The following is a 20,168-nucleotide window of genomic DNA, read 5'->3' as shown; positions in this document are numbered from 1 at the left end:
CGTGTTGCGGGGACGTTAGCAAGGCGTTGCAGAGAATGGAAGGTATTGCAGGAGTGTACGCAAGAACTTTCCCGTGAGCTAAAGTGCCGCCATGCGCGCTCGACTGTCCGACATCGCCCAACAGGCCGAAGTCAGCGAGGCCACGGTGTCGCGGGTGCTCAACGACCGCCCGGGAGTGGCCCCGGAGACCCGGCAGGCCGTCCTCACCGCCCTCGACGTGCTCGGGTACGAGCGCCCCGCCCGGCTGCGCAAGCGCAGCGCCGGCCTGGTCGGCCTGGTCGTGCCGGAGCTGGACAACCCGATCTTCCCGGCCTTCGCCCAGATCATCGAGTCCACTCTGGCGCAGAGCGGCTTCACCCCGGTGCTCTGCACCCAGACCCCCGGCGGCGTCACCGAGGACGAGTACGTCGAGATGCTGCTGGACCGGCAGGTGTCCGGGATCGTCTTCGTCTCCGGCCTGCACGCCGACACCGCCGCCAACCACGATCGGTACCGCGCGCTGATCGCCCGACCGCTGCCGATCGTCATGATCAACGGGTACGCGCCCGGCATCGCGGCACCCTTCGTCTCATGCGACGACGGGGAGGCCACCGAGCTGGCCATCGCCCACCTGGTCGCGCTCGGCCACCGGCGGATCGGCCTGATCACCGGCCCGGACCGCTTCGTGCCGGTGCAGCGCCGGGTGGCCCGCTTCCGGACGGCCCTGACCCGGCTGGCCGGCGCGACCGAGGTGGAGGTCGGGGAACTGGCCGAACTCTCCCTCTTCGGCGTCGAGGGCGGGGAGGCCGCCGCCGGCCGGCTGATCGAGCGCGGGGTGACCGGCATCGTCTGCGGCTCCGACCTGATGGCGCTCGGCGCGATCCGGGCCGCCCGCCAGCGCGGGCTCGCCGTCCCCGACGACGTCTCCGTGGTCGGTTACGACGACTCCCCGCTGATGGCCTTCACCGACCCGCCACTGACGACCATGCGCCAGCCGGTCGCCGCCATGGCGGTGGCCGCGGTCCGGGCCCTGGTCGACGAGATCAACGGGCATCCCGCCCCGCACTCCGAATACCTGTTCCGCCCCGAGCTGGTGGTACGCGGCTCCACCGCCGTGGTCCGCCCGGCCGACGCCGACCCGGGCGGCGGACCCGGGCGCCAGCGTCCGGCGGCCTCCTCCCTCGCCGTTCCGGCCTGACCCGCCGAGCGAGCGGCGGTGGTTCGACGCCACCAGGTCGGCGAGGGGGCGCGGTCCCGGCCGGCGAACACCGTCACTTCGGCGAACCGGAGTGGATCACGGCAGGCGGACCCGCGCGGGCCTGCCGTCGCGGTCCACGGCTCGGGTGGCGTGCGGGTTGGTGGGTCCCGTTTGGTGGGACGGGTGGGGGTGGGAGATGGGTCCGATCCGCGCTCCTGCTGTCATTTCTTGCGCAAGGAATGCTTGACTCTTGCAGCGCTCGGGCGGCATCCTGCTCAGACACCGCGCCGTCACCCACACCGCGCGGGGTGTTGCCCTCCCGCGACAGAGAACGGGGATCGTCACCGATGACCGCCGCCACCAACCCCACGCCGCTGACCTCCGACGACGACTGGTGGCGATCCGCGGTCGTCTATCAGGTCTACGTCCGCAGCTTCGCAGACGCCAACGGCGACGGCGTGGGCGACCTCCAGGGCATCCGGGAGCGCCTGCCGTACCTGCGCGACCTCGGCGTCGACGCGCTCTGGCTGACGCCGTTCTACACCTCGCCGCAGGTGGATGCCGGCTACGACGTGGCCGACTACCGGGACGTGGACCGGCTCTTCGGCACCCTCACCGACTTCGACGCGATGATCACCGACGCGCACGCCCTGGGCCTGCGCATCATCGCGGACCTGGTACCCAACCACACGTCCAGCGCGCACCCGTGGTTCCAGGCGGCGCTCGCGGCCGGCCCCGGTTCGACCGAGCGCGAGCGCTACCTGTTCGCCGAGGGCCAGGGCAAGGCGGGTGAGCTGCCGCCGAACGACTGGGAGAGCATCTTCGGCGGTCCCGCCTGGACCCGGGTCGCCGACGGCCAGTGGTACCTGCACCTGTTCGACCCGGCCCAGCCCGACCTGAACTGGCGCCACCCCGAGGTACGCGCCGAGTTCGAGGACATCCTGCGGTTCTGGCTCGACCGGGGTGTGGACGGCTTCCGGATCGACGTGGCGCACGGGATGATCAAGGCCGAGGGGCTGCCGGACGTCGGCTTCAACTCGATGACCACCGGCCAGCGCCAGTCCGAGCTGCTGGGCAAGGGCCGGCTGCCGTACTTCGACCAGGACGAGGTGCACGACATCTACCGCGCCTGGCGGCCGATCCTGGACAGCTACCCGGGCGGCCGGATGGCGGTGGCCGAGGCGTGGGCGGAGACCCCGCAGCGCCTCGCCCGCTACATCGGCCCGGACGAGCTGCACCAGGCGTTCAGCTTCGACTTCCTCGACGCCACCTGGTCGGCCGACTCGTTCCGCAAGGTGATCGACACCGCGCTCGCCGAGTCGACCATCGTCGGCGCGCCGACCACCTGGGTCCTCTCCAACCACGACCGGCAGCGGCACGTCACCCGGTACGGCGACGGCGAGGTCGGCCTGCGCCGCGCTCGGGCCGCCGCCCTGCTGATGCTCTCCCTGCCCGGCTGCGCGTACGTCTACCAGGGCGAGGAACTGGGCCTGCCCGAGGTGCTGGACCTCCCCGACGAGCTGCGCCAGGACCCGGCGTTCCTGCGCACCGGCGAGAGCCGGGACGGTTGCCGGGTGCCGATCCCGTGGAGCGGCGAGCTGGCCCCGTACGGCTTCGGGCCGGCCGGCAGCGAGCTGAGCTGGCTGCCGGCGCCGACGACCTGGCGGGCCCTGTCGGTGGCCGCCCAGACCGGGGTGCCCGGCTCGACGCTGGAGCTCTACCGGGCGGCCCTGCGGATCCGGCACGAGCACCCGGCGCTGGCCGGCACCGACGGCATCACCTGGCTGGAGACCGAGCCCGGGGTGCTGGCGTTTCGCCGTACCGCCGGGGACGCCGAGTTCACCTGTGTGATCAACATCAGCGGCGCCGAGGTCACGGTCGCCGGCCACGGCCGGCCGATCGTCGCCAGCGCCGACCTCACCGAGCAGGGCGACGGGCACGTCCTGCCGGTGGACGCGGCTGCGTGGTTCGAACGGCGCTGAGCCGGGTAACCCGCCATTGACCTGGTCGTCCGTTGTGCTCCGCGCCGACGGGCGGCTGGGCTACCGACCCCTTGTGGTGGGGGGTGAGGTGGCGCCGGCGCCTCGGGGAGTCCGCTCCCCGAGGCGTCGGTGTCCATCTGGGACGCCACGTTCAGCGCCGGTCCAGCGAGGTCAGTCCCCCTTGCTGGTGAGCAGCTCGGCGATCCGGGCGAAACCGGCCCGCACCTCGTCCCGGCTGGGCGGGGTCACCGGCTCGGCCGCCGGCTCCTGCTCGGCGGCGAGCTCCAACTCCTCGTCGATGGTGTCCTCGAAGTCGCCGTAGAGGTCCGCCTGGTCGACCTGGGCCGTCTCTTCCTCGGCGGCGAGCTGGGACGCCGCGATCTCGCCGCGGATCTCCTCGGCGGTCAGCGCCGGCAGCAGCGGTTCGACCACCGCCATCAGCTGCTCCTCGGCCACCACCGCCTCGGCCAGCGCCAGCGCGTGTGGCCGCTCGTACGGGCCGCAGACCACCGGTTCCCACTCGTCGGCGTCACCGAGCGGGCCGAAGGTGATGATCCACGGCAGGCCGAGCATCGGCGAGTCGTCCGGCAGGTCGAGTGTCACGAGTGCGCCCACCGGCCCATCATGGTCGCTCCCGCCCGGCAGATCCGCGCAGATTCACGGAAAGTGTGGTCTCCGCATGTCGGGAGGCCCATTTCCCGGGAGCGAGCGGACCCGGTCGAGCCCGCGGCGGCCCTGCCCGGGGGTCCGCCGACGTCAGGCCGGACGGGTGGCGTCGAGGGCGGCGCGGACCAGGGCGAGCGCGCGGTCCGGTGGGACGCCCAGTCGGACCGCCTCGGCGGCGTACTCGGTGGCGGCGCGGTGCAGGCGGTCGGCGGCGTCGTCGCGCCCCGGTGCCACCACGGTCCCGTGCCGCCCCCGGGTTTCCACCAGCCCGGCCCCCTCCAGCTCCCGGTACGCCCGGGCGACGGTGTTCACCGCCAGGCCCAGGTCGCCGGCGAGCTGCCTGACCGCGGGCAGCCGGGTGCCGACCGGCAACCGGCCGTCACCGATCATCTGGGCGAGCTGCCCGCGCACCTGCTCGTACGGGGGCACCGCCGAGCCCGGGTCGATCCGGATCCGCATCTCAGCCCGCTCCTCCCGGCGTACCCGGCTCGGGCACCTCGTCGGCCTCCACGTCCACCTCGCGGGCCGCGCCGCCCTCGGCCAGGTCCACCACCCGGCCGTACCGGCTGGTGGCGGCCAGCGCCGCGCCGAAGAGCACCAACTGGTTGAGCAGGTAGAGGTAGAGCAGCAGCCCCACCGCGGTGGCCACCACCGTGTACGCCGGATTCCGCTCGGTGCGCATCACGTAGTAGCGACCGACCGTGTTCAGCAGGGTGATGCCGACGGCGACCACCAGCACCACCGGCCGCAGCCGGCGACGGCTCATCCGCAGCCGGGGCACCGCCACCAGCAGCGCCACCGCCAGCACCGCGTTGATCACGACGCTGAGCACGGCGCTCACCGTGGTCAGTCCGACCGACCCGGTGCTGCGCAGCAGGAAGCGCAGCAGCGACTCCAGCGCGTCGACGGCGGCGACCGAGATGCCGAGCATCAGGAAGACCACCACCAGCACGCCCAGGTCGACCAGCCGGCGGACCACCAGATTGCCGGGCTGCTGGTTGAAGCCGTACATCAGCCGCTGCGAGGAGCGGATCGCCTCCACCCAGCCGATCCCGGTGATGACCAGGATGACCAGGCCGACCACCCCGACCGTGCCGCTGCTTTGCTCGATCTGGTCCGGCTTGAGGAACGGCAGGTTCTCCCGGAGGAAATCCGCCGCCGCCCTGCTGACCTCGTCGTTGTCCTCGATGATCGCGCCGAGGACCCAGTATCCGACCAGGGCCAGCGCGAAGACCGCGAAGAAGCCGTAGTAGGCGATCGCGGCCGCGAGCCGGCCGCCGAGCACCTCGGCGTAGAGTGCCCCGGCCCGCCACAGGTGGTCGAAGGCCGCCGACCGGTGCCGGGCCACGTCGATCCGGCGCCCCACCGCGGCCTCGATCCGGCCGAGCACGTTCACCACGTCATCCTCACCGATTCCCCGCCCGACCGCGGGCCGGCCACGCGCTCAGCTCAACCGCCCAACCGGAAGTCGCGGCGGGGCTGCCACCGGGTGGCCCCGCTGTGCGAGAAGAGGGTGAACCCCTCCACCTCGAACAGCGCCGAGAAGTCGGCCAGATCCTCGTACACCTTGTCGAGCACCTCGGGCGAAACGTCCTGGGCCACCGTGACGTGCGGGTGGTACGGGAAGCGGGCCTCCCGGTGCAGCTCGGGGGCCGCGTTGATGGCGGCGGCGAGCAGCTCGCACTCGCTGATCCCGGCCGCCACCGCCACGAAGACCACCTGGGTGACCGGGCGGAAGGTGCCGGTGCCCCGCAGGTGCAGGGTGAACGGCAGGTGGGTGGTGGCCACCCGGGCCAGGTGCGCCTCGACCGCGGGCAGCGCGCGTACCGGGATCTCGGTCGGCCCGAGCAGGGTGACGTGGGCCGGGACGGCCTGCGGGTCACCGGCCTCGACCCGGCGGCGGGTGAGCATCCCACCCCACGGCTCGGGGATGTCCACCGCGATCCCGATCTGGATGGAGTCGTCGGCGTCCGGCGCCCCGTCCCTGCGATCCACGCTCCGCGCCACCCCTCCGGCCACCGACTGCGTCCACCCGTTCCCGTCGCGCCCGGGCCGCTACTCGAAGCGGACCGGGGGGAAGAACCCGATCCGCTCGTACGCCGTCCGCAGCGTCGCGGCGGCGACCGCCCGGGCCTTCTCGGCGCCCTGGGCGAGCAGCTTGTCGAGCTGCGCCGGGTCGTCCAGGTAGCCGCGGGTGCGCTCCTGGATCGGAGTGACGAACTCCCGGACCACCTCGGCCAGGTCCTTCTTGAGGTCGCCGTAGCCCTTGCCGTCGTAGGCGGCGACCAGATCGTCGATGCTGCGACCGGAGAGCGCCGAGTAGATGGAGAGCAGGTTGGCGATGCCCGGCTTGCCCTCGGCGTCGAAGACGATCTCGCGGCCGGTGTCGGTGACCGCGGAGCGGATCTTCTTGGCCGAGCGGGCCGGATCCTCCAGCAGGTCGATGATGCCGGCCGGCGAGGAGGAAGACTTCGACATCTTGGCCGTCGGGTCCTGCAGGTCGGTGATCTTCGCGGTGTCCTTGACGATGTGCGGCGCGGGCACCGTGAAGGTGGGGCCGAACAGCGTGTTGAACCGCTGCGCCAGGTCGCGGGAGAGTTCCAGGTGCTGCCGCTGGTCCTCGCCGACCGGCACCGCGTGCGCCTGGTAGAGCAGGATGTCGGCGGCCTGGAGGATCGGATACGTGAAGAGGCCGACGCTGGCCCGCTCGTTGCCCTGCTTCTGCGACTTGTCCTTGAACTGGGTCATCCGGCTGGCCTCGCCGAAGCCGGTGATGCAGCCGAGCACCCAGGCCAGCTGCGGGTGCTCGGGCACCTGCGACTGGACGAAGAGGGTGCTGCGCTCCGGGTCGATCCCGACGGCGAAGAGCTGCGCGGCGGCGATCCGGGAGCGCTGCTTGAGCACCTTCGGGTCGTGCCCGGCGGTGATCGCGTGCAGGTCGACCACGCAGTAGAAGGCGTCGTGGCTGTCCTGCAGGGCCACCCAGTGCCGCACCGCACCCAGATAGTTGCCGAGGTGGAACGAGTCGGCCGTCGGCTGGATGCCGGAGAAGACGCGGGGGCGGGCGGGTACGTCGGGCATGCCGGCAATTCTGTCAGCAAGGCCCGGCGTACGTCATGACGGGCCGGCGGGTCGGCGCTCGGCGGGCGCGACCGGGGTCGGGACCTCACGCCGCTGCTCGGGCAGCCGCGCGGCGGCGACCGCGAGCCGGGACACCCGCCGCCCGTCCAGCGCGAGCACCCGCAGCAGCCAGCCGCCCGGCGGGTCGTCCGGGTCGGGCCCGCCCGGGGCCACCGGCACCTCGTCCCCGGCCACCGGCAGCCGGCCCAGGGCGGCCATCACGAACCCGCCGACCGTCTCGTACGGCCCGGCGGGCAGCGGCACCCCGGTGCGCTCGGCGAAGTCGGCCAGGTTGAGCCGGCCGTCGACCACGGCGGGCAGGCCGGCGTGAGCCGGGTCGGGTGGGCCGTCGTACTCGTCGTGGATCTCCCCGACCAGCTCCTCCACCAGGTCCTCGCAGGTGACGATGCCGGCGGTGCCGCCGTACTCGTCGACCACCACGGCCAGGTGGTGCCCCTCCCGGCGCATCTCGGTGAGCGCGGCCAGCACCCGCTTGCTGCCCGGCAACCGCTTCACCTCGCGGATCAGCTCACCGACCGTGCCGTGGCGCTCGCGCTCGGGGCGGAGCAGCACGTCGCGCAGGTGCACGAAGCCGACCACGTCGTCGTGGGTGCCGTCGACCACCGGGTAGCGGGTGTGGGTCGCGACCCGGACCAACCGCTCCGCCTCGGCAACGGTGAGCCCGGCGGACAGGAACACCACCTCGGTGCGCGGCACCATCACCTCGCGGACCAGGCGCGCCCCGGCCACCAGCACCTCGTCGATGATCCGCCGCTCGTCCGGGTCGAGCACCGTGTTGGCGGCGACCAGGTCACGCAGTTCGGCCTCGCTGATCCGCTCGCGGCCGGCCGTCGGACTGGCCCCGAGCAGGTCGGTGACCAGGCGGGTGGCGCCGTCGGCGGCGCGGACCACGAGCCGGGCCACGGTGCGCGCGAGGGGGCCGGGCTCGCGTCGCGGTCGCCCCGGAGGTCGTCGCCGGGGCCCGCGGCCGCCTGCCTCCCGCATGACAAGGATGGTAGACAGCGGGCAACCGGGCGGCGGGCAATGTTCGGATCTGTTCAATCATGGCGAGTCATGGTGGAATGGCAGGAAGCCATGCACAGCCACGGCCCAACCGGCGGCCTTAGGGTGACCACGGACGGCCGCCACGGGGCGCGGCCAGGCAGGAGGACCCGACGTGAAACTGCTCGTCACCGGCGGCGCCGGCTACATCGGCAGCGTGGTGACCCGGATGCTGCTGGACCACGGCCACGAGGTGACCGTCCTGGACGACCTGCGCACCGGCCACCGAGCAGCCCTCGCCCCCGAGGCCACCCACGTCGACCTGCCGGTCCACGAGGTCGCCCGGGTGCTCACCCCGGACGCCGGCTTCGACGGCGTGCTGCACTTCGCCGCGCTGATCGCCGCCGGCGAGTCGATGGTCAAGCCGGAGCTCTACTGGGCGACCAACACCGTCGGCTCGCTCGCCCTGATCGACGCGGCCCGCGCCGCCCGGGTGCCCCGGCTGGTCTTCTCCTCCACCGCCGCCGTCTACGGCAACCCGAGCGAGGTGCCCATCCCGGAGACCGCCGTGAAGGCCCCCACCAACACGTACGGGGCGACCAAGCTGGCCGTCGACATGGCGCTCACCTCCGAGGCGATCGCGCACAACCTGGCCGCCGTCTCGCTGCGCTACTTCAACGTCGCCGGGGCGTACCTGCACGACGGGCAGGCCATCGGCGAACGGCATGACCCGGAGACCCACCTCATCCCGCTCGCCCTCGACGTGGCGGCCGGCCGGCGCGAGAAGCTCCAGCTCTTCGGCGACGACTACCCCACCGTCGACGGCACCTGCATCCGGGACTACATCCACGTCGAGGACCTGGCCCGGGCGCACCTGCTGGCGCTGACCGCCGCCGTCCCCGGCCGGCACCTGATCTACAACCTCGGCAACGGCAACGGCTTCACCAACCGCCAGGTGATCGAGGTGGTCCGTGAGGTCACCGGCCAACCCGTACCGGTCGAGGTGGCCCCCCGCCGCGAGGGTGACCCGGCCGAGCTGGTCGCCTCCTCCGCGCTGGCCCGCGAGGAACTGGGCTGGGTGCCGCAGAAGCCCACCCTGCACGACATGGTCGGCGACGCCTGGGCCTTCTACCAGGCGCACGTCCTGGGACAGCGGTGACCACCGCGGCCCCCACCACCGCCACCGCGCCGTCCGGCGACGTCGCCGCCCGCGCCACCGCCGGCTTCCGGCAGCGGTACGACGGGGAGCCGGCCGGCCGCTGGGCGGCACCCGGTCGGGTCAACCTGATCGGCGAGCACACCGACTACAACGAGGGCTTCGTGCTCCCGTTCGCGCTGCCGCTGCGTACCGTGGTCGCCGCCGCCCCGCGGGACGACGAACGCTGGACGGTCTGGTCGGAGCTGGCCGACGAGCCGGTCGAGTTCGGCCCGGCCGAGGCCGACGAGCCCGGCCGGGTCACCGGCTGGGCCGCCTATGTGGCCGGGGTGGTCTGGGCGCTGCGGGCCGCCGGGCACCGGGTGCCGGGGGCCCGGCTCGCCGTCGCCTCCGACGTGCCGGTCGGCTCCGGGCTCTCCTCGTCGGCGGCCGTCGAGGCGGCGGTGCTGGCCGCCCTGGTCGAGCTGGGCGGGCTGGACCTGCCGGCCGACCGGTGGCCGCGGCTGGCCCAGCGGGCCGAGAACGACTACGTCGGGGCGCCCACCGGGATCATGGACCAGTCCGCCGTGATCCGCGGGCGCCCGGGGCACACCCTCTTCCTGGACTGTCGCACCGAGGACGTCGAACAGATCCCCTTCGACCTGGCGGCGGCCGGGCTGGCCATGCTGGTGGTGGACAGCCGGGCCCCGCACCGGCACGCCGACGGCGAGTACGCCGCCCGCCGCGCGTCGTGCGAGCGGGCGGCGCGGATCCTCGGGGTGCCGGCCCTGCGCGACGTGGCCGTCGCCGACCTCGACGCGGCGCTGGCGAGGCTGCCCGACGAGGAGACCCGACGCCGGGTCCGGCACGTGGTCACCGAGGACCAGCGGGTGCTCGACACGGTCGCGCTGCTGCGCGCCGGCCGGGTACGCGACATCGGCCCCCTGCTGACCGCCTCGCACGCCTCGATGCGCGACGATTTCGAGATCACCGTGCCGGAGGTGGACACCGCGGTCGAGGCGGCCCTCGCCGCCGGGGCGTACGGCGCCCGGATGACCGGCGGCGGCTTCGGCGGCTGCGTGCTCGCCCTGGTCGACGCCGACCGCGCACCGGCGGTCGCCGACGCCGTCACCGCCGCGTACGCCGAGCGCGGCTTCGCCGCCCCCGGCACCCTGACCGCCCTCCCGGTCGGCGGCGCCACCCGCCTCGATTGAGGAGAGTCCGGCCGGCGGCGTGGCCACCCTGCTGCTGATCCCGGCGGGCGCGGTGCTGGCGTTCCGGCTCTGGTGGCAGCTCCGCCGCCGCGCCGACACAGCGTTGATCAAGAAGTTTGCGCCTCAAGCGAAGATCGACTTTGACGCAAATTGATCAACCTGGCGAATGGGGGCCGGCCGGGTGGGGGCGGGGGTGGGGTGGGGTCAGGTGGCTTCGACGATCATGCCGGCGCCGACGGTCCGGTTGGTGGTCTCGTCGATGATGACGAAGCCGCCGGTGGTGCGGTTGCGGCGGTACTCGTCGGCGAGCAGCGGCACCGTGGTGCGCAGCCGCACCCGGCCGATCTCGTTGAGCTTCAGCTCGCCGGCCGCCTCGTCGCGGTGCAACGAGTTGATGTCCAACCGGTAGTGCAGCCCACGCACGATCGCCCGCGCCGAGCGGGTGGTGTGCTTGATGGCGTACTTGCCGCCGACCTGCAGCGGGCGGGTCTCGTCCATCCAGCAGACCATCGCCTCGATGTCCTGCGCGACCGCCGGGGCGTTGTTCGGCCGGCAGATCATGTCGCCGCGCGAGATGTCGATCTCGTCGGTCAGCCGGACCGTCACCGACATCGGCGGGAACGCCTCGTTCACCGGGCCGTCGGCCGTCTCCACCGAAGCGATCCGGCTGGTGAAGCCGGACGGCAACACCATCACCTCGTCGCCGGGCTTGAGCACCCCGGAGGCCACCTGACCCGCGTAGCCGCGGTAGTCGGTGACGGTGGTGGACTGTGGCCGGATCACGTACTGCACCGGGAAGCGCACATCGACCAGGTTGCGGTCGGAGGCGATGTGCACCCGCTCCAGGTGGTGCAGCAGCGACGACCCCTCGTACCAGGGCATGTTCTCCGAGCGGGCGACGATGTTGTCGCCCTTCAGCGCGGAGATCGGCACCACGGTCAGGTCCGGCACGTCGAGCTTCGCGGCGAACGCGGTGAACTCGTCGGCGATCCGCTCGAACACCTCCTGCGACCAGTCGACCAGGTCCATCTTGTTGACGCAGAGAACCAGGTGCGGCACCCGCAGCAGCGAGCAGAGGAACGCGTGCCGGCGGGACTGCTCGACCAGGCCCTTGCGCGCGTCCACCAGGATCAGCGCCAGGTCGGCGGTGGAGGCGCCGGTGACCATGTTCCGGGTGTACTGGATGTGCCCCGGGGTGTCGGCGATGATGAACTTCCGCCGCGGCGTGGCGAAGTAGCGGTACGCCACGTCGATGGTGATGCCCTGCTCCCGCTCGGCCCGCAGGCCGTCGGTGAGCAGCGCCAGGTTGGTGTATTCGTCGCCCCGGGCCGCGCTGACCGCCTCGACCGCGGCGAGCTGGTCGGTGAAGAGCGACTTCGTGTCGTACAGCAGGCGGCCGATCAGGGTCGACTTGCCGTCGTCGACGCTGCCCGCGGTGGCGAACCGCAGCAGGTCCATCTGCCGGACCTCCGGCCCGGAGGCCGTCGCGTCCGGCGCCAGCGTCTCCGCGCTCATCAGAAGTAGCCCTCCCGCTTGCGGTCCTCCATGGCGGCCTCGCTGACCCGGTCGTCGCCGCGGGTCGCACCGCGCTCGGTGATCCGGGTGGCGGCCACCTCCTCGATCACCTTCTCCACCGTGTCCGCCTCTGAGCGGACCGCCGCGGTGCAGGAGGCGTCACCCACGGTCCGGTAGCGCACCTGGGCCTTGAACGAATCCTCACCGGCGCGTGCCCGGAAGAACTCGTTGACCGCGTAGAGCATGCCGTCCCGCTCGATCACCTCACGCTCGTGCGCGTAGTAGATCGACGGCAGCGGGATCCGCTCCCGGGCGATGTAGTGCCAGACGTCCAGCTCGGTCCAGTTGGACAACGGGAACACCCGGATCGACTCGCCCGGGTGGTGCCGACCGTTGTAGAGCGCCCACAACTCCGGGCGCTGGTTCTTCGGATCCCACTGGCCGAATTCGTCGCGGAAGCTGAACACGCGCTCCTTGGCCCGGGCCTTCTCCTCGTCCCGGCGGGCACCGCCGAAGAGCGCGTCGAAGCGGTGCTTCTCCACCGCGTCGAGCAGCACCGGCGTCTGGATCCGGTTGCGCATCCCGTCCGCCGACTCACGGACCAGCCCCTTGGCCAGCGCCTCGGGCACGCTGGCCACGATGAGCTGCAGGCCGAGCTCGGCGACCCGCTGGTCCCGGTATTCCAGGACCTCGGGGAAGTTGTGCCCGGTGTCCACGTGCATCACCGGGAACGGGATGTGGGCCGGGGCGAACGCCTTCTGGGCCAACCGGAGCATCACGATCGAATCCTTGCCGCCGGAGAAGAGCAGCACCGGCCGCTCCATCTCGGCGACGACCTCGCGCATCACGAAGATGCTCTCCGCCTCCAGCGCGTCGAGGTGGGAGACCCGGTACGCGGCCGGGGCCGTCATGACACGAACTCGATTCGCTCAGATCCGCACATCGGGATTCCAGACCTTTCCGGTCGGACTCGTGAAGAACTCAGGCTACCCGGAATGCCTCTGCAGCGCTGCAAGCAACCGGCTGGCGAGATCCTTGCGGCAAACCAGCAGGTCGGGCAGGCGCGGGTCGGCCTCGTTGTATTTCAGCGCAGAACCGTCGATCCGGGAAGCGTGCAGGCCGGTGGCCGTCGCCACAGCGACCGGAGCAGCAGAGTCCCACTCGTACTGACCACCGGCGTGGATGTACGCGTCGACCTCCCCCGTGACCACCGCGGCGATCTTCGCCCCCGCCGAGCCCATCGGAACGAGATGAGCGCCGACGTCCTCTGCCAGATCGGTCAGAAAAACCGGCGGACGACTACGACTAGCCGCCAACCGGATGGTCCGCCCGCCGCCCGACGTGGCCGCCTCCAACGTCATCGGCGGGTACGCCGGCGGGTAGTCCGTGGCCAGCACCCGGTGCTGCGCCGGCAGCCCCACCGCGCCCGCCACCAGGCCGTGCGACGTCGGCGCGTTCCGCGCCCAGAGCGCCACGTGCACCGCCCAGTCCGACCGGCCGTCCTCCGAGAACTCGCGGGTGCCGTCCAGCGGGTCGATGATCCACACCCGGTCCGCGTTCAGCCGGGACACCGCCTCGGAGCTCACCTCCGCCGTCCAGGCCAGCCGCGACCCCTCGTCCTCCTCCGACAGCACCGCGTCGCCCGGGCGCCACTTCGCCAGCTCGGTACGGATCAGGTCGTGCGAGACCTTGTCCCCGGCCGACTTCAACGCCCCGGGATCGGCGAAGCCCATCTCCGCGCGCAGGTTCATCAGCGCCTGCCCGGCCCGCGCCGCCAACCACCGGGCGAAGGCACCGTCGATCATCGGAGGATTAGCCATCTTCTCCCGCTCCCGTCGCAGGCATCCGCCACGTCAGAAAGGCGCAGACTACCGGCCCCGACAAGCCGAACCCGGTACGCCCCGCCCGGCACTCAGGCGCCGTGATAGAGGTTCTGCGTCGGCTCCACCCCGCGGGTGACCACCGACTCCACCACGTCCGCCGCCCGGTCCACCAGGAACTCCAACTCCTTGCGTTCCAGTGAGGAGAAGTCCGACAACACGTAGTCTGCCGGGTCCTGCCGCCCCGGCGGCCGGCCGATGCCGAACCGCACCCGTACGTAGTCCTTCGTGCCCAGCGACTTCGACATCGACCGCAGGCCGTTGTGGCCACCCTCGCCGCCGCCGCACTTCACCCGCAGCTGCCCGTAGGGGATGTCCAGCTCGTCGTGCACGGCGATCACCCGCCCCGGCGGGATCTTGTGGAACTGCGCCAGCGCGACCACCGGCCCGCCGGAGAGATTCATGTACGTCAGCGGCTTCACCAGCACCAGCTTCGGGCCGCCGAACCCCAGGCGCCCCTCGGCGGCCTCCGCCACCGCCCGCTTGTGCCGGCCGAACTTCGCGCCCAGCCGGCCGGCCAGCAGGTCCGCCACCATGAAGCCGACGTTGTGCCGGTTGCCCGCGTACTCCCGACCGGGGTTGCCCAGGCCGACCACCAGCCACGGCCCCGCCTCGTCCGTCACGCCACGTCCCTTCCGCTCCTACCACGACGACTCCAGCCTGGCGCGTCCACCGACCCGCCACCGCCCGGAGCCGTCGAGCGACAACACCAACTCGGCGCGTCTGCCAGCGCGCCACGACCTGGCGCCGTCGCGCGCGAAGCCGCCACCCGGCGGCCGGCTCCGATACAGCGACAGGCGCCCCCGAAACCGGGGACGCCTGTCGCACAGCCTGCAGACCGATCAGGCCTCGGTCCGCTGCTCCTCGGCCGGAGCCTCCGCGCCCTCGGCGGCCGGAGCGCCCTCGGGAGCCTCAGCGGTCTCCTCGCCGACCTCAGCCTCAGCCTCCTCCTCGGCCGCCTCGACCTCGGGCAGGGTGGCCTCGAGCTGCTCGGCGGTCGGGGCGGCGGTCACCGTGGCGACCGGCAGCTCCGGGTCCGCGGCCAGCTCGACACCGGCCGGCAGCTTGACGTCGGCGGCGGTGACCTGGACGCCCGGCTGGGCGCCCTCGATCGAGGCCTCCAGGTGGTCCGGCACCCGGGTGGCGTCGGCGGTCACCGACAGGGTGTCGTGGTCGTGCACGATCAGGGTGTCCTGCGCGGCCTCACCGGTCAGCTCGACCGGCACCTCCACGGTGACCTTCTCGCCACGGCGGACCAGCAGCAGGTCGACGTGCTCGAAGGTGTCCTTGATCGGGTCACGCTGGATCGCCTTCGGCAGCGCCAGCACCTGAGTGCCGTCGCTGACCTCGATCGCGAAGAGCTGGTTCGCACCGCCCTTGCGGATCGCGGCGGCGAACTCACGCGCCGGAAGCGCGATGTGCTTCGGCTTCTCGCCGTGGCCGTACAGCACGGCGGGCACCTTGCCGGCCCGGCGGGTACGACGGGCACCACCCTTGCCGAACTCGGTGCGGGGCTCGGCGCTGATCTTTACCTCGGACACGGGGAAACTCCTGATGCTTTTCGCTGCGGCGGCTTGTCGTCTTGCGGTGCTGGGGCGAGGGGCTCGCTGGGGCTCATGCGTCTAGTCGACTGCCCGGAGCACCGCGTCGATGACGGCGCCTCCGTGCGGTGCTTTTCAGCGGCCCGCCGGGCACCCTCGCCGTGGCAACCGCACCAGTCTACCCGAGCCGTTTCCCAGCAATCCGGCAGTCCCCATATCACCGTTCAGACGGGCCCGCAGGACAACCGCCACACCGCCGGCGACCGTCCGCGACGACCGCCGGGCGGCGGCGGTGGGTCAGCTCAGGCCACCGAACAGGGTGGTCACCGACCCGTCGTCGAAGACCTCCCGGATCGCCCGGGCCAGCAGCGGCGCGATCGACAGTACGGTGATCTTGTCGAGCTGCTTCTCCGGCGGCAGCGGCAGCGTGTTGGTCACCACGACCTCGCTGATCGGGCTGTTCTTCAGCCGCTCCGTCGCCGGGTCCGACAGCAACGCGTGGGTCGAGGCGACCACGATCTCCGCCGCACCGGACGCCTTCAGGATGTCGGCGGCCTTGGTGATCGTGCCACCCGTGTCGATCATGTCATCGACGATCAGGCAGACCCGACCCTCGACCTCACCGACCACCCGGTTCGCCACCACCTGGTTCGGCTTCAGCGGGTCCCGCGTCTTGTGGATGAACGCCAGCGGGCAGCCACCCAGCCGGTCCGTCCACCGCTCGGCCACCCGCACCCGGCCCGAATCCGGCGCCACCACCGTCATCGGGCGGCCCGCGTACTTGTGCTCCACGTACTCGGCCAGCACGTCCATCGCGAACAGGTGATCCACCGGACCGTCGAAGAAGCCCTGGATCTGCGCGGTGTGCAGGTCGACCGTCAGGATCCGGTTCGCGCCCGCGGTCTTCAGCAGGTCGGCCACCAGCCGCGCCGAGATCGGCTCCCGGCCCCGGTGCTTCTTGTCCTGACGCGAGTACGGGTAGTACGGCAGTACCACCGTGATCCGCTTCGCCGAACCGCGCTTCAGCGCGTCCACCATGATCAGGGTCTCCATGACCCAGGTGTTGACCCCGTGCGTCACGGACTGCACCACGAAGGCGTCCGAACCGCGCACCGAGTCCTTGTACCGTACGAAGAGCTCACCGTTGGCGAACTCGTACGAGTCGGTGGGCGTCGGCGCGACGCCGAGCACCTCACCGATCTCCTTGGCCAGCTCCGGAAAGCCACGTCCGGAGAAGAGCATCAGGCTCTTGCGGTTTTCGGCGACGATGCTGCCCATGGGCCCGTCTGCTCCCGTTTGTCGGTGGTTCCCGGCGGCGGTGGAGCCGGGGACTATTCGGTTGCAGTATCCCCCGCGTTAACCGGTCCTCCCACGGTCTCCGGCCCCTCGTGGATTGGCTCACCTTCCCTTGCGGGCGAGGCCGAACCCGACGCATCCTCGCGGGCCCGCTGCGCCGCCTCCGCGGCCGCCGTACCGGCGCGCTTGCGCAGCACCCAGCCCTCGACGTTGCGCTGCTGGCCCCGGGCCACCGCCATCGCGCCCGGCGGCACGTCCGCGACGATCACCGAGCCCGCCGCCGTGTACGCGCCGTCACCCACCCGCACCGGCGCGACGAACATGTTGTCCGCCCCGGTACGCGCGTGACTGCCGATCGTCGTGTGGTGCTTGCGTACCCCGTCGTAGTTCACGAAGACCGACGCCGCGCCGATGTTGCTGTGCTCGCCGATCGTCGCGTCCCCCACGTACGTCAGGTGCGGCACCTTGGAACCCTCGCCGATCGTGGCCTTCTTGGTCTCCACGAACGTGCCGACCTTCGCCTTGCGGGCCAGCCTCGACTGCGGCCGCAGGTACGCGTACGGCCCGACGCTGGCCTGCGGGCCGACCTCGGCACCCACCGCGTGGCTGCGCACCACGCTCGCGCCCGCACCGACCGTGGTGTCGACCAGCGTCGTGTCCGGGCCGACCAGCGCGCCCGCCCCGACCACCGTCGCACCCTGGAGCTGGGTGTTCTGGTCGATCACCGCGTCCCGCTCGACGGTCACCGTCACGTCGATCCAGGTGGTGTGCGGGTCGAGGATGCTCACCCCGGTGCGCATCCAGCCCTCGTTCACCCGGTCCCGCAGCAGCCTGCGCAGCCCGGCCAGCTCGACCCGGTCGTTGCAGCCCAGCGTCTCCACATGGTCGGGGGCGCAGTGCACCGCCACCGGCTCCCCGGCGTCCCGCAGCAACCCGAAGACGTCAGTCAGGTACTCCTCGCCCTGGTCGTTTTCGGTGGAGAGCTTGCCCAGCGCCTCCCGCAGCCGCGCCACGTCGAACGCGTAGATGCCGGCGTTGATCTCCCGCAGCCCGCGCTGCTCCGCGGTGGCGTCGCGCTCCTCGACGATCTGCGCCAGCCGCCCCTCGGCGTCCCGCACGATCCGGCCCAGGCCGGTCGGGTCGGGCACCTCGGCGGCGAGCACGGTCGCCGCCGCGCCGGCGCTCTCGTGCGCCTCGACCAGGGCCGCCACGGTCTCCGGCCGCAGCAGCGGCACGTCGCCGTTGATGACCACGACCGTGCCGGTGGCCTCGGCGACGGCGTCCAGCGCGATGCGTACCGCGTGGCCGGTGCCGAGCTGCCGCTCCTGGAGCACCGGGGTGGTCTCCGGGGCGATCTCGGCCAGGTGCGCCCGGACCTGCTCGGCACCGTGCCCGACCACCACCACCGTGCGATCCGCGCGCAGCGGCTCGGCCGCCGCCAGCACGTGTCCGAGGAGGGTACGACCGAGCAGCGGGTGCAGCACCTTGGGCAGGGCCGACTTCATCCGCTTGCCCTCACCGGCGGCGAGCACGACAACGGTGCGGAGGCGGGGCTGGGACACGACGTGGCTCCCGTCGGGACGGCGACAGTCTCGCGGCCATGCTAACCAGACCGCGTCCGAAGCTGTCGAATACCCCGACAAGGGGCATCCGCACCATAAAGCTGCTCGGCCGCCAGGGTTCGAACCTGAAACACGGGTACCAAAGACCCGGGTGTTGCCAATTACACCACGGCCGAAGGATCGTTCACAGCTTAGCGCCTGGTGTCCGGTGCCAGGTTGCCCACACCGGGCCGCGGACCGGCCGCGAGGCCCTCCACCACGCCGGCTATCCAGAGATACAGCTCTCGGGACCTCGGCACTCGCACCACCAGACAACCTCGGTAGTCCTCACCGACGTTGGTCCGCACCGTCGTAGGATTGTGCCGCTTCAACGTCGGACGCTGGAAGCAGTCGAGTCCGACCCCGAGTGTCGCAGCCCACCACCGGCCAGCAGCCTCGGAGTCCGCGTTCTCATGAATGCTCACGCGATACCGGAGGTCCTCCCGGGACCTGCCCATGGCCTCGACGAACCTGATGAACAGTTCGACCAGACAAGGGTCACTGTTCGTAAAGGTGAGGTCATAACGAGGATTGTCCGGCTTACTTTTGGTGCCCTCACACCAGTAGAGCACCGCGCCGATCAGGAGTGTTTCCCGCAGGTCCGGCGCCCCGGCCCACTTGGCCGCCAGTCCGCGCGCTTCACGTTCCGCGTCCTCGCGCCGCTCTCGCCGACCCGCACGGCTGAGCATTCGGCGCGCGTCAGCGGCCTGTTGCCGCTCGGCGGCAACCTCGGACGATGAGTCGAGCGGAAGATGTCTGACCCACTCGTAGGCGGTCGACTTGGCGACCGTCAGCCGCTCCGCGATCTCGTTGACCGTGTGGCCGTCGGCCCGCAGCCGCAGCGCCGTCGCATGTAGGTCGTCCTTGGCATTTCGACGTCGGAGAGATGCAGGTGGCGGAACATCCCGCAACATCGCTTGCACTCGGACCCGACCGAGGCCCAGACGTGAGCAGATCTGACGGATCGACAGCTGCTCCACGGCACGGAGACGACGGACCTCTGCCGCCAGTGACTCGGTCATGTTCGGCAGGCTAGAACAGCCGTACGACGAAACCGGCACGTGGCAGCGGATCCTCAATCGCTCGTCGACTCGTTGTGCGTGGCGGCGAAGATTCCGGAAACCAGTCCTTCGATCCGCCAGTACAGCTCGCGACTGCCCGGCACATTGATCACCAGACAGCCGTGGTAGTCGTCACCCGTGTTCCGCCGTAACGTGGCGATCCGGTGTCGTTTGATGGTCGAACGCTTGATGCGGTCGGCGGGAAGCTCGAGTCTCTCCATCCACCATCGGACCGCCGCCGCAGCGTCGGCCGATTCATGGATGCTCACCCGGTAGGTGGGCACTCCCCGATCGATCCCGCACGCTGCCAAAAAACGCAGGAAGAGCGCGACGATGCCGGGATCGCTGTTGATGAACTGGAGGTGGTCGTCCCGCCGCCAGGGCTTCGACTTGGTGCCCTCACACCAGTAGATCGCCGCCCCAAGGAGCAGAAGGTCTCGTTCATCAAGTGTGCGGACCACCGCCGCCCCGCGCGCCTGCTCGGCCGCCTGCGCGGCGTCGCGCGCCTCGCGGTGCGCCGACCATCGGGCGTCGGTCATCAGCTTCGACCGGGCCCGCCGCCGCTGCGCCGCCGCGTCGTCCGGATCCAACGGCAGGTGCTTCACCCACTGGTACGCGGTCGATTTCGCCACGCCGAGCTGCTGCGCGATCTCGTTGACCGATCGCCCGTCGGCGCGCAGCCGCACCGCCTCGGCCCGCAGCGCGTCCTTGGCGTTCGGGCGCCGGGTCCACTCAGGCGGCGAAACGCCACGCAGCAACGCGGACGCCCGGTCGCGGCCGATACCCAGGCGGGCGCATATCGCACGGACGGAGAGCTGCTCCTGGACGCGCAGACGGCGCGCCTCGTCGGCGAGCGGATCGGTCACGGTCGCAGGTTAGAACGCGCGTACGACAAGGAAGTCCATTCACAGACGGAACTGTCCACTGCGATCTAGGCCGCCGCTGGTTACGGTGACGTAGGCGTAACCCGTTCCGCTG

20 protein-coding genes and 1 tRNA gene are annotated in these 20,168 nt (G+C 71.6%); 5 read left to right on the top strand and 16 right to left on the bottom strand.

Going from position 1 to position 20,168, the window contains the following annotated elements; translation table 11 throughout:
* Positions 1–91: 91 nt before the first annotated feature.
* Both ABZ783_RS14235 and ABZ783_RS14230 read left to right on the top strand, forming a co-directional pair.
* Positions 92–1,177 carry a LacI family DNA-binding transcriptional regulator gene (locus ABZ783_RS14235; RefSeq protein ID WP_357437520.1) on the top strand — a complete coding sequence of 362 codons (1,086 nt, stop codon included), beginning with the start codon at positions 92–94 and terminating at the stop codon, positions 1,175–1,177.
* A 347-nt stretch (positions 1,178–1,524) separates the two neighbouring features.
* Positions 1,525–3,159, top strand: coding sequence for a glycoside hydrolase family 13 protein (locus ABZ783_RS14230; protein ID WP_357437516.1), 1,635 nt, complete (start codon positions 1,525–1,527; stop codon positions 3,157–3,159).
* A gap of 171 nt (positions 3,160–3,330) precedes the next feature.
* Here ABZ783_RS14230 and ABZ783_RS14225 read toward each other — a convergent pair whose 3' ends face one another.
* From ABZ783_RS14225 to ABZ783_RS14200, 6 genes are all read right to left on the bottom strand, one after another.
* Complete coding sequence (locus tag ABZ783_RS14225; protein ID WP_073839946.1) at positions 3,331–3,774, bottom strand: hypothetical protein; 444 nt, start codon at positions 3,772–3,774, stop codon at positions 3,331–3,333.
* A gap of 141 nt (positions 3,775–3,915) precedes the next feature.
* Positions 3,916–4,284 carry a GntR family transcriptional regulator gene (locus ABZ783_RS14220; RefSeq protein WP_357437513.1) on the bottom strand — a complete coding sequence of 123 codons (369 nt, stop codon included), beginning with the start codon at positions 4,282–4,284 and terminating at the stop codon, positions 3,916–3,918.
* A gap of 1 nt (position 4,285) precedes the next feature.
* Positions 4,286–5,221: a YhjD/YihY/BrkB family envelope integrity protein gene (locus tag ABZ783_RS14215; RefSeq protein ID WP_357437510.1), complete on the bottom strand. Its 936-nt coding sequence runs from the start codon at positions 5,219–5,221 to the stop codon at positions 4,286–4,288.
* 53 nt (positions 5,222–5,274) lie between these two features.
* A complete protein-coding gene (locus ABZ783_RS14210; protein ID WP_357437507.1) occupies positions 5,275–5,820 on the bottom strand; it encodes a 2'-5' RNA ligase family protein in 546 nt (181 codons plus the stop codon).
* Between the two features lie 60 nt (positions 5,821–5,880).
* Positions 5,881–6,906, bottom strand: coding sequence for a tryptophan--tRNA ligase (gene trpS, locus ABZ783_RS14205; RefSeq protein ID WP_357437504.1), 1,026 nt, complete (start codon positions 6,904–6,906; stop codon positions 5,881–5,883).
* Positions 6,907–6,939: 33 nt separating this feature from the next.
* Positions 6,940–7,950, bottom strand: a complete 1,011-nt coding sequence (locus ABZ783_RS14200; protein ID WP_357437502.1) for a hemolysin family protein — start codon at positions 7,948–7,950, stop codon at positions 6,940–6,942.
* A 226-nt stretch (positions 7,951–8,176) separates the two neighbouring features.
* Between ABZ783_RS14200 and galE the strand changes: the two genes are divergently transcribed.
* Genes galE through ABZ783_RS14185 form a run of 3 tightly spaced genes read left to right on the top strand, consistent with a single transcriptional unit; the run spans position 8,177 to position 10,450 of the window.
* Complete coding sequence (galE, locus tag ABZ783_RS14195) at positions 8,177–9,106, top strand: UDP-glucose 4-epimerase GalE (protein WP_241825708.1); 930 nt, start codon at positions 8,177–8,179, stop codon at positions 9,104–9,106.
* The gene (gene galK / locus ABZ783_RS14190) at positions 9,103–10,296 is read left to right on the top strand and encodes a galactokinase (protein ID WP_357437499.1); all 1,194 of its coding nucleotides are present in this window, start codon (positions 9,103–9,105) and stop codon (positions 10,294–10,296) included. The genes galE and galK overlap by 4 nt, the downstream gene beginning before the upstream one ends.
* 19 nt (positions 10,297–10,315) lie before the next feature.
* Entirely contained in the window at positions 10,316–10,450 is a 135-nt protein-coding gene (locus ABZ783_RS14185) for a hypothetical protein (protein ID WP_357437496.1), read from the top strand.
* 50 nt (positions 10,451–10,500) lie between these two features.
* On the opposite strand, the gene cysN is transcribed toward ABZ783_RS14185, so the two are convergent.
* From cysN to ABZ783_RS14135, 10 genes are all read right to left on the bottom strand, one after another.
* Positions 10,501–11,811 carry a sulfate adenylyltransferase subunit CysN gene (cysN, locus tag ABZ783_RS14180; RefSeq protein ID WP_357437493.1) on the bottom strand — a complete coding sequence of 437 codons (1,311 nt, stop codon included), beginning with the start codon at positions 11,809–11,811 and terminating at the stop codon, positions 10,501–10,503.
* Positions 11,811–12,722, bottom strand: a complete 912-nt coding sequence (gene cysD, locus ABZ783_RS14175) for a sulfate adenylyltransferase subunit CysD (RefSeq protein ID WP_357437490.1) — start codon at positions 12,720–12,722, stop codon at positions 11,811–11,813. The genes cysN and cysD overlap by 1 nt, the downstream gene beginning before the upstream one ends.
* 75 nt (positions 12,723–12,797) lie before the next feature.
* The gene (locus ABZ783_RS14170; protein ID WP_357437487.1) at positions 12,798–13,631 is read right to left on the bottom strand and encodes a 3'(2'),5'-bisphosphate nucleotidase CysQ; all 834 of its coding nucleotides are present in this window, start codon (positions 13,629–13,631) and stop codon (positions 12,798–12,800) included.
* 92 nt (positions 13,632–13,723) lie between these two features.
* Positions 13,724–14,314: an aminoacyl-tRNA hydrolase gene (gene pth, locus ABZ783_RS14165; RefSeq protein WP_357437484.1), complete on the bottom strand. Its 591-nt coding sequence runs from the start codon at positions 14,312–14,314 to the stop codon at positions 13,724–13,726.
* A gap of 219 nt (positions 14,315–14,533) precedes the next feature.
* Positions 14,534–15,232 (bottom strand): 50S ribosomal protein L25/general stress protein Ctc, encoded by a 699-nt coding sequence (locus tag ABZ783_RS14160; protein WP_357437481.1) that lies wholly within the window; start codon positions 15,230–15,232, stop codon positions 14,534–14,536.
* 297 nt (positions 15,233–15,529) lie between these two features.
* Positions 15,530–16,510 (bottom strand): ribose-phosphate diphosphokinase, encoded by a 981-nt coding sequence (locus ABZ783_RS14155; RefSeq protein WP_357437479.1) that lies wholly within the window; start codon positions 16,508–16,510, stop codon positions 15,530–15,532.
* Between the two features lie 53 nt (positions 16,511–16,563).
* A complete protein-coding gene (glmU, locus tag ABZ783_RS14150) occupies positions 16,564–18,090 on the bottom strand; it encodes a bifunctional UDP-N-acetylglucosamine diphosphorylase/glucosamine-1-phosphate N-acetyltransferase GlmU (RefSeq protein ID WP_357437477.1) in 1,527 nt (508 codons plus the stop codon).
* Positions 18,091–18,194: 104 nt separating this feature from the next.
* Positions 18,195–18,266 (bottom strand) — tRNA-Gln (locus ABZ783_RS14145).
* 15 nt (positions 18,267–18,281) lie between these two features.
* Positions 18,282–19,151 carry a helix-turn-helix domain-containing protein gene (locus tag ABZ783_RS14140; RefSeq protein WP_357437475.1) on the bottom strand — a complete coding sequence of 290 codons (870 nt, stop codon included), beginning with the start codon at positions 19,149–19,151 and terminating at the stop codon, positions 18,282–18,284.
* Between the two features lie 53 nt (positions 19,152–19,204).
* On the bottom strand, positions 19,205–20,056 hold the full coding sequence (locus ABZ783_RS14135; protein ID WP_357437473.1) for a helix-turn-helix domain-containing protein: 852 nt from the start codon (positions 20,054–20,056) through the stop codon (positions 19,205–19,207).
* Positions 20,057–20,168 lie beyond the last annotated feature (112 nt).

The organism is Micromonospora sp. NPDC047738 (assembly GCF_040642675.1).
In the GTDB taxonomy this organism is placed as follows: Bacteria; Actinomycetota; Actinomycetes; order Mycobacteriales; family Micromonosporaceae; genus Micromonospora.
The sequence above is the reverse complement of the archived record's forward strand: the minus strand, read 5'-3'. Positions and strand labels throughout refer to the sequence as shown.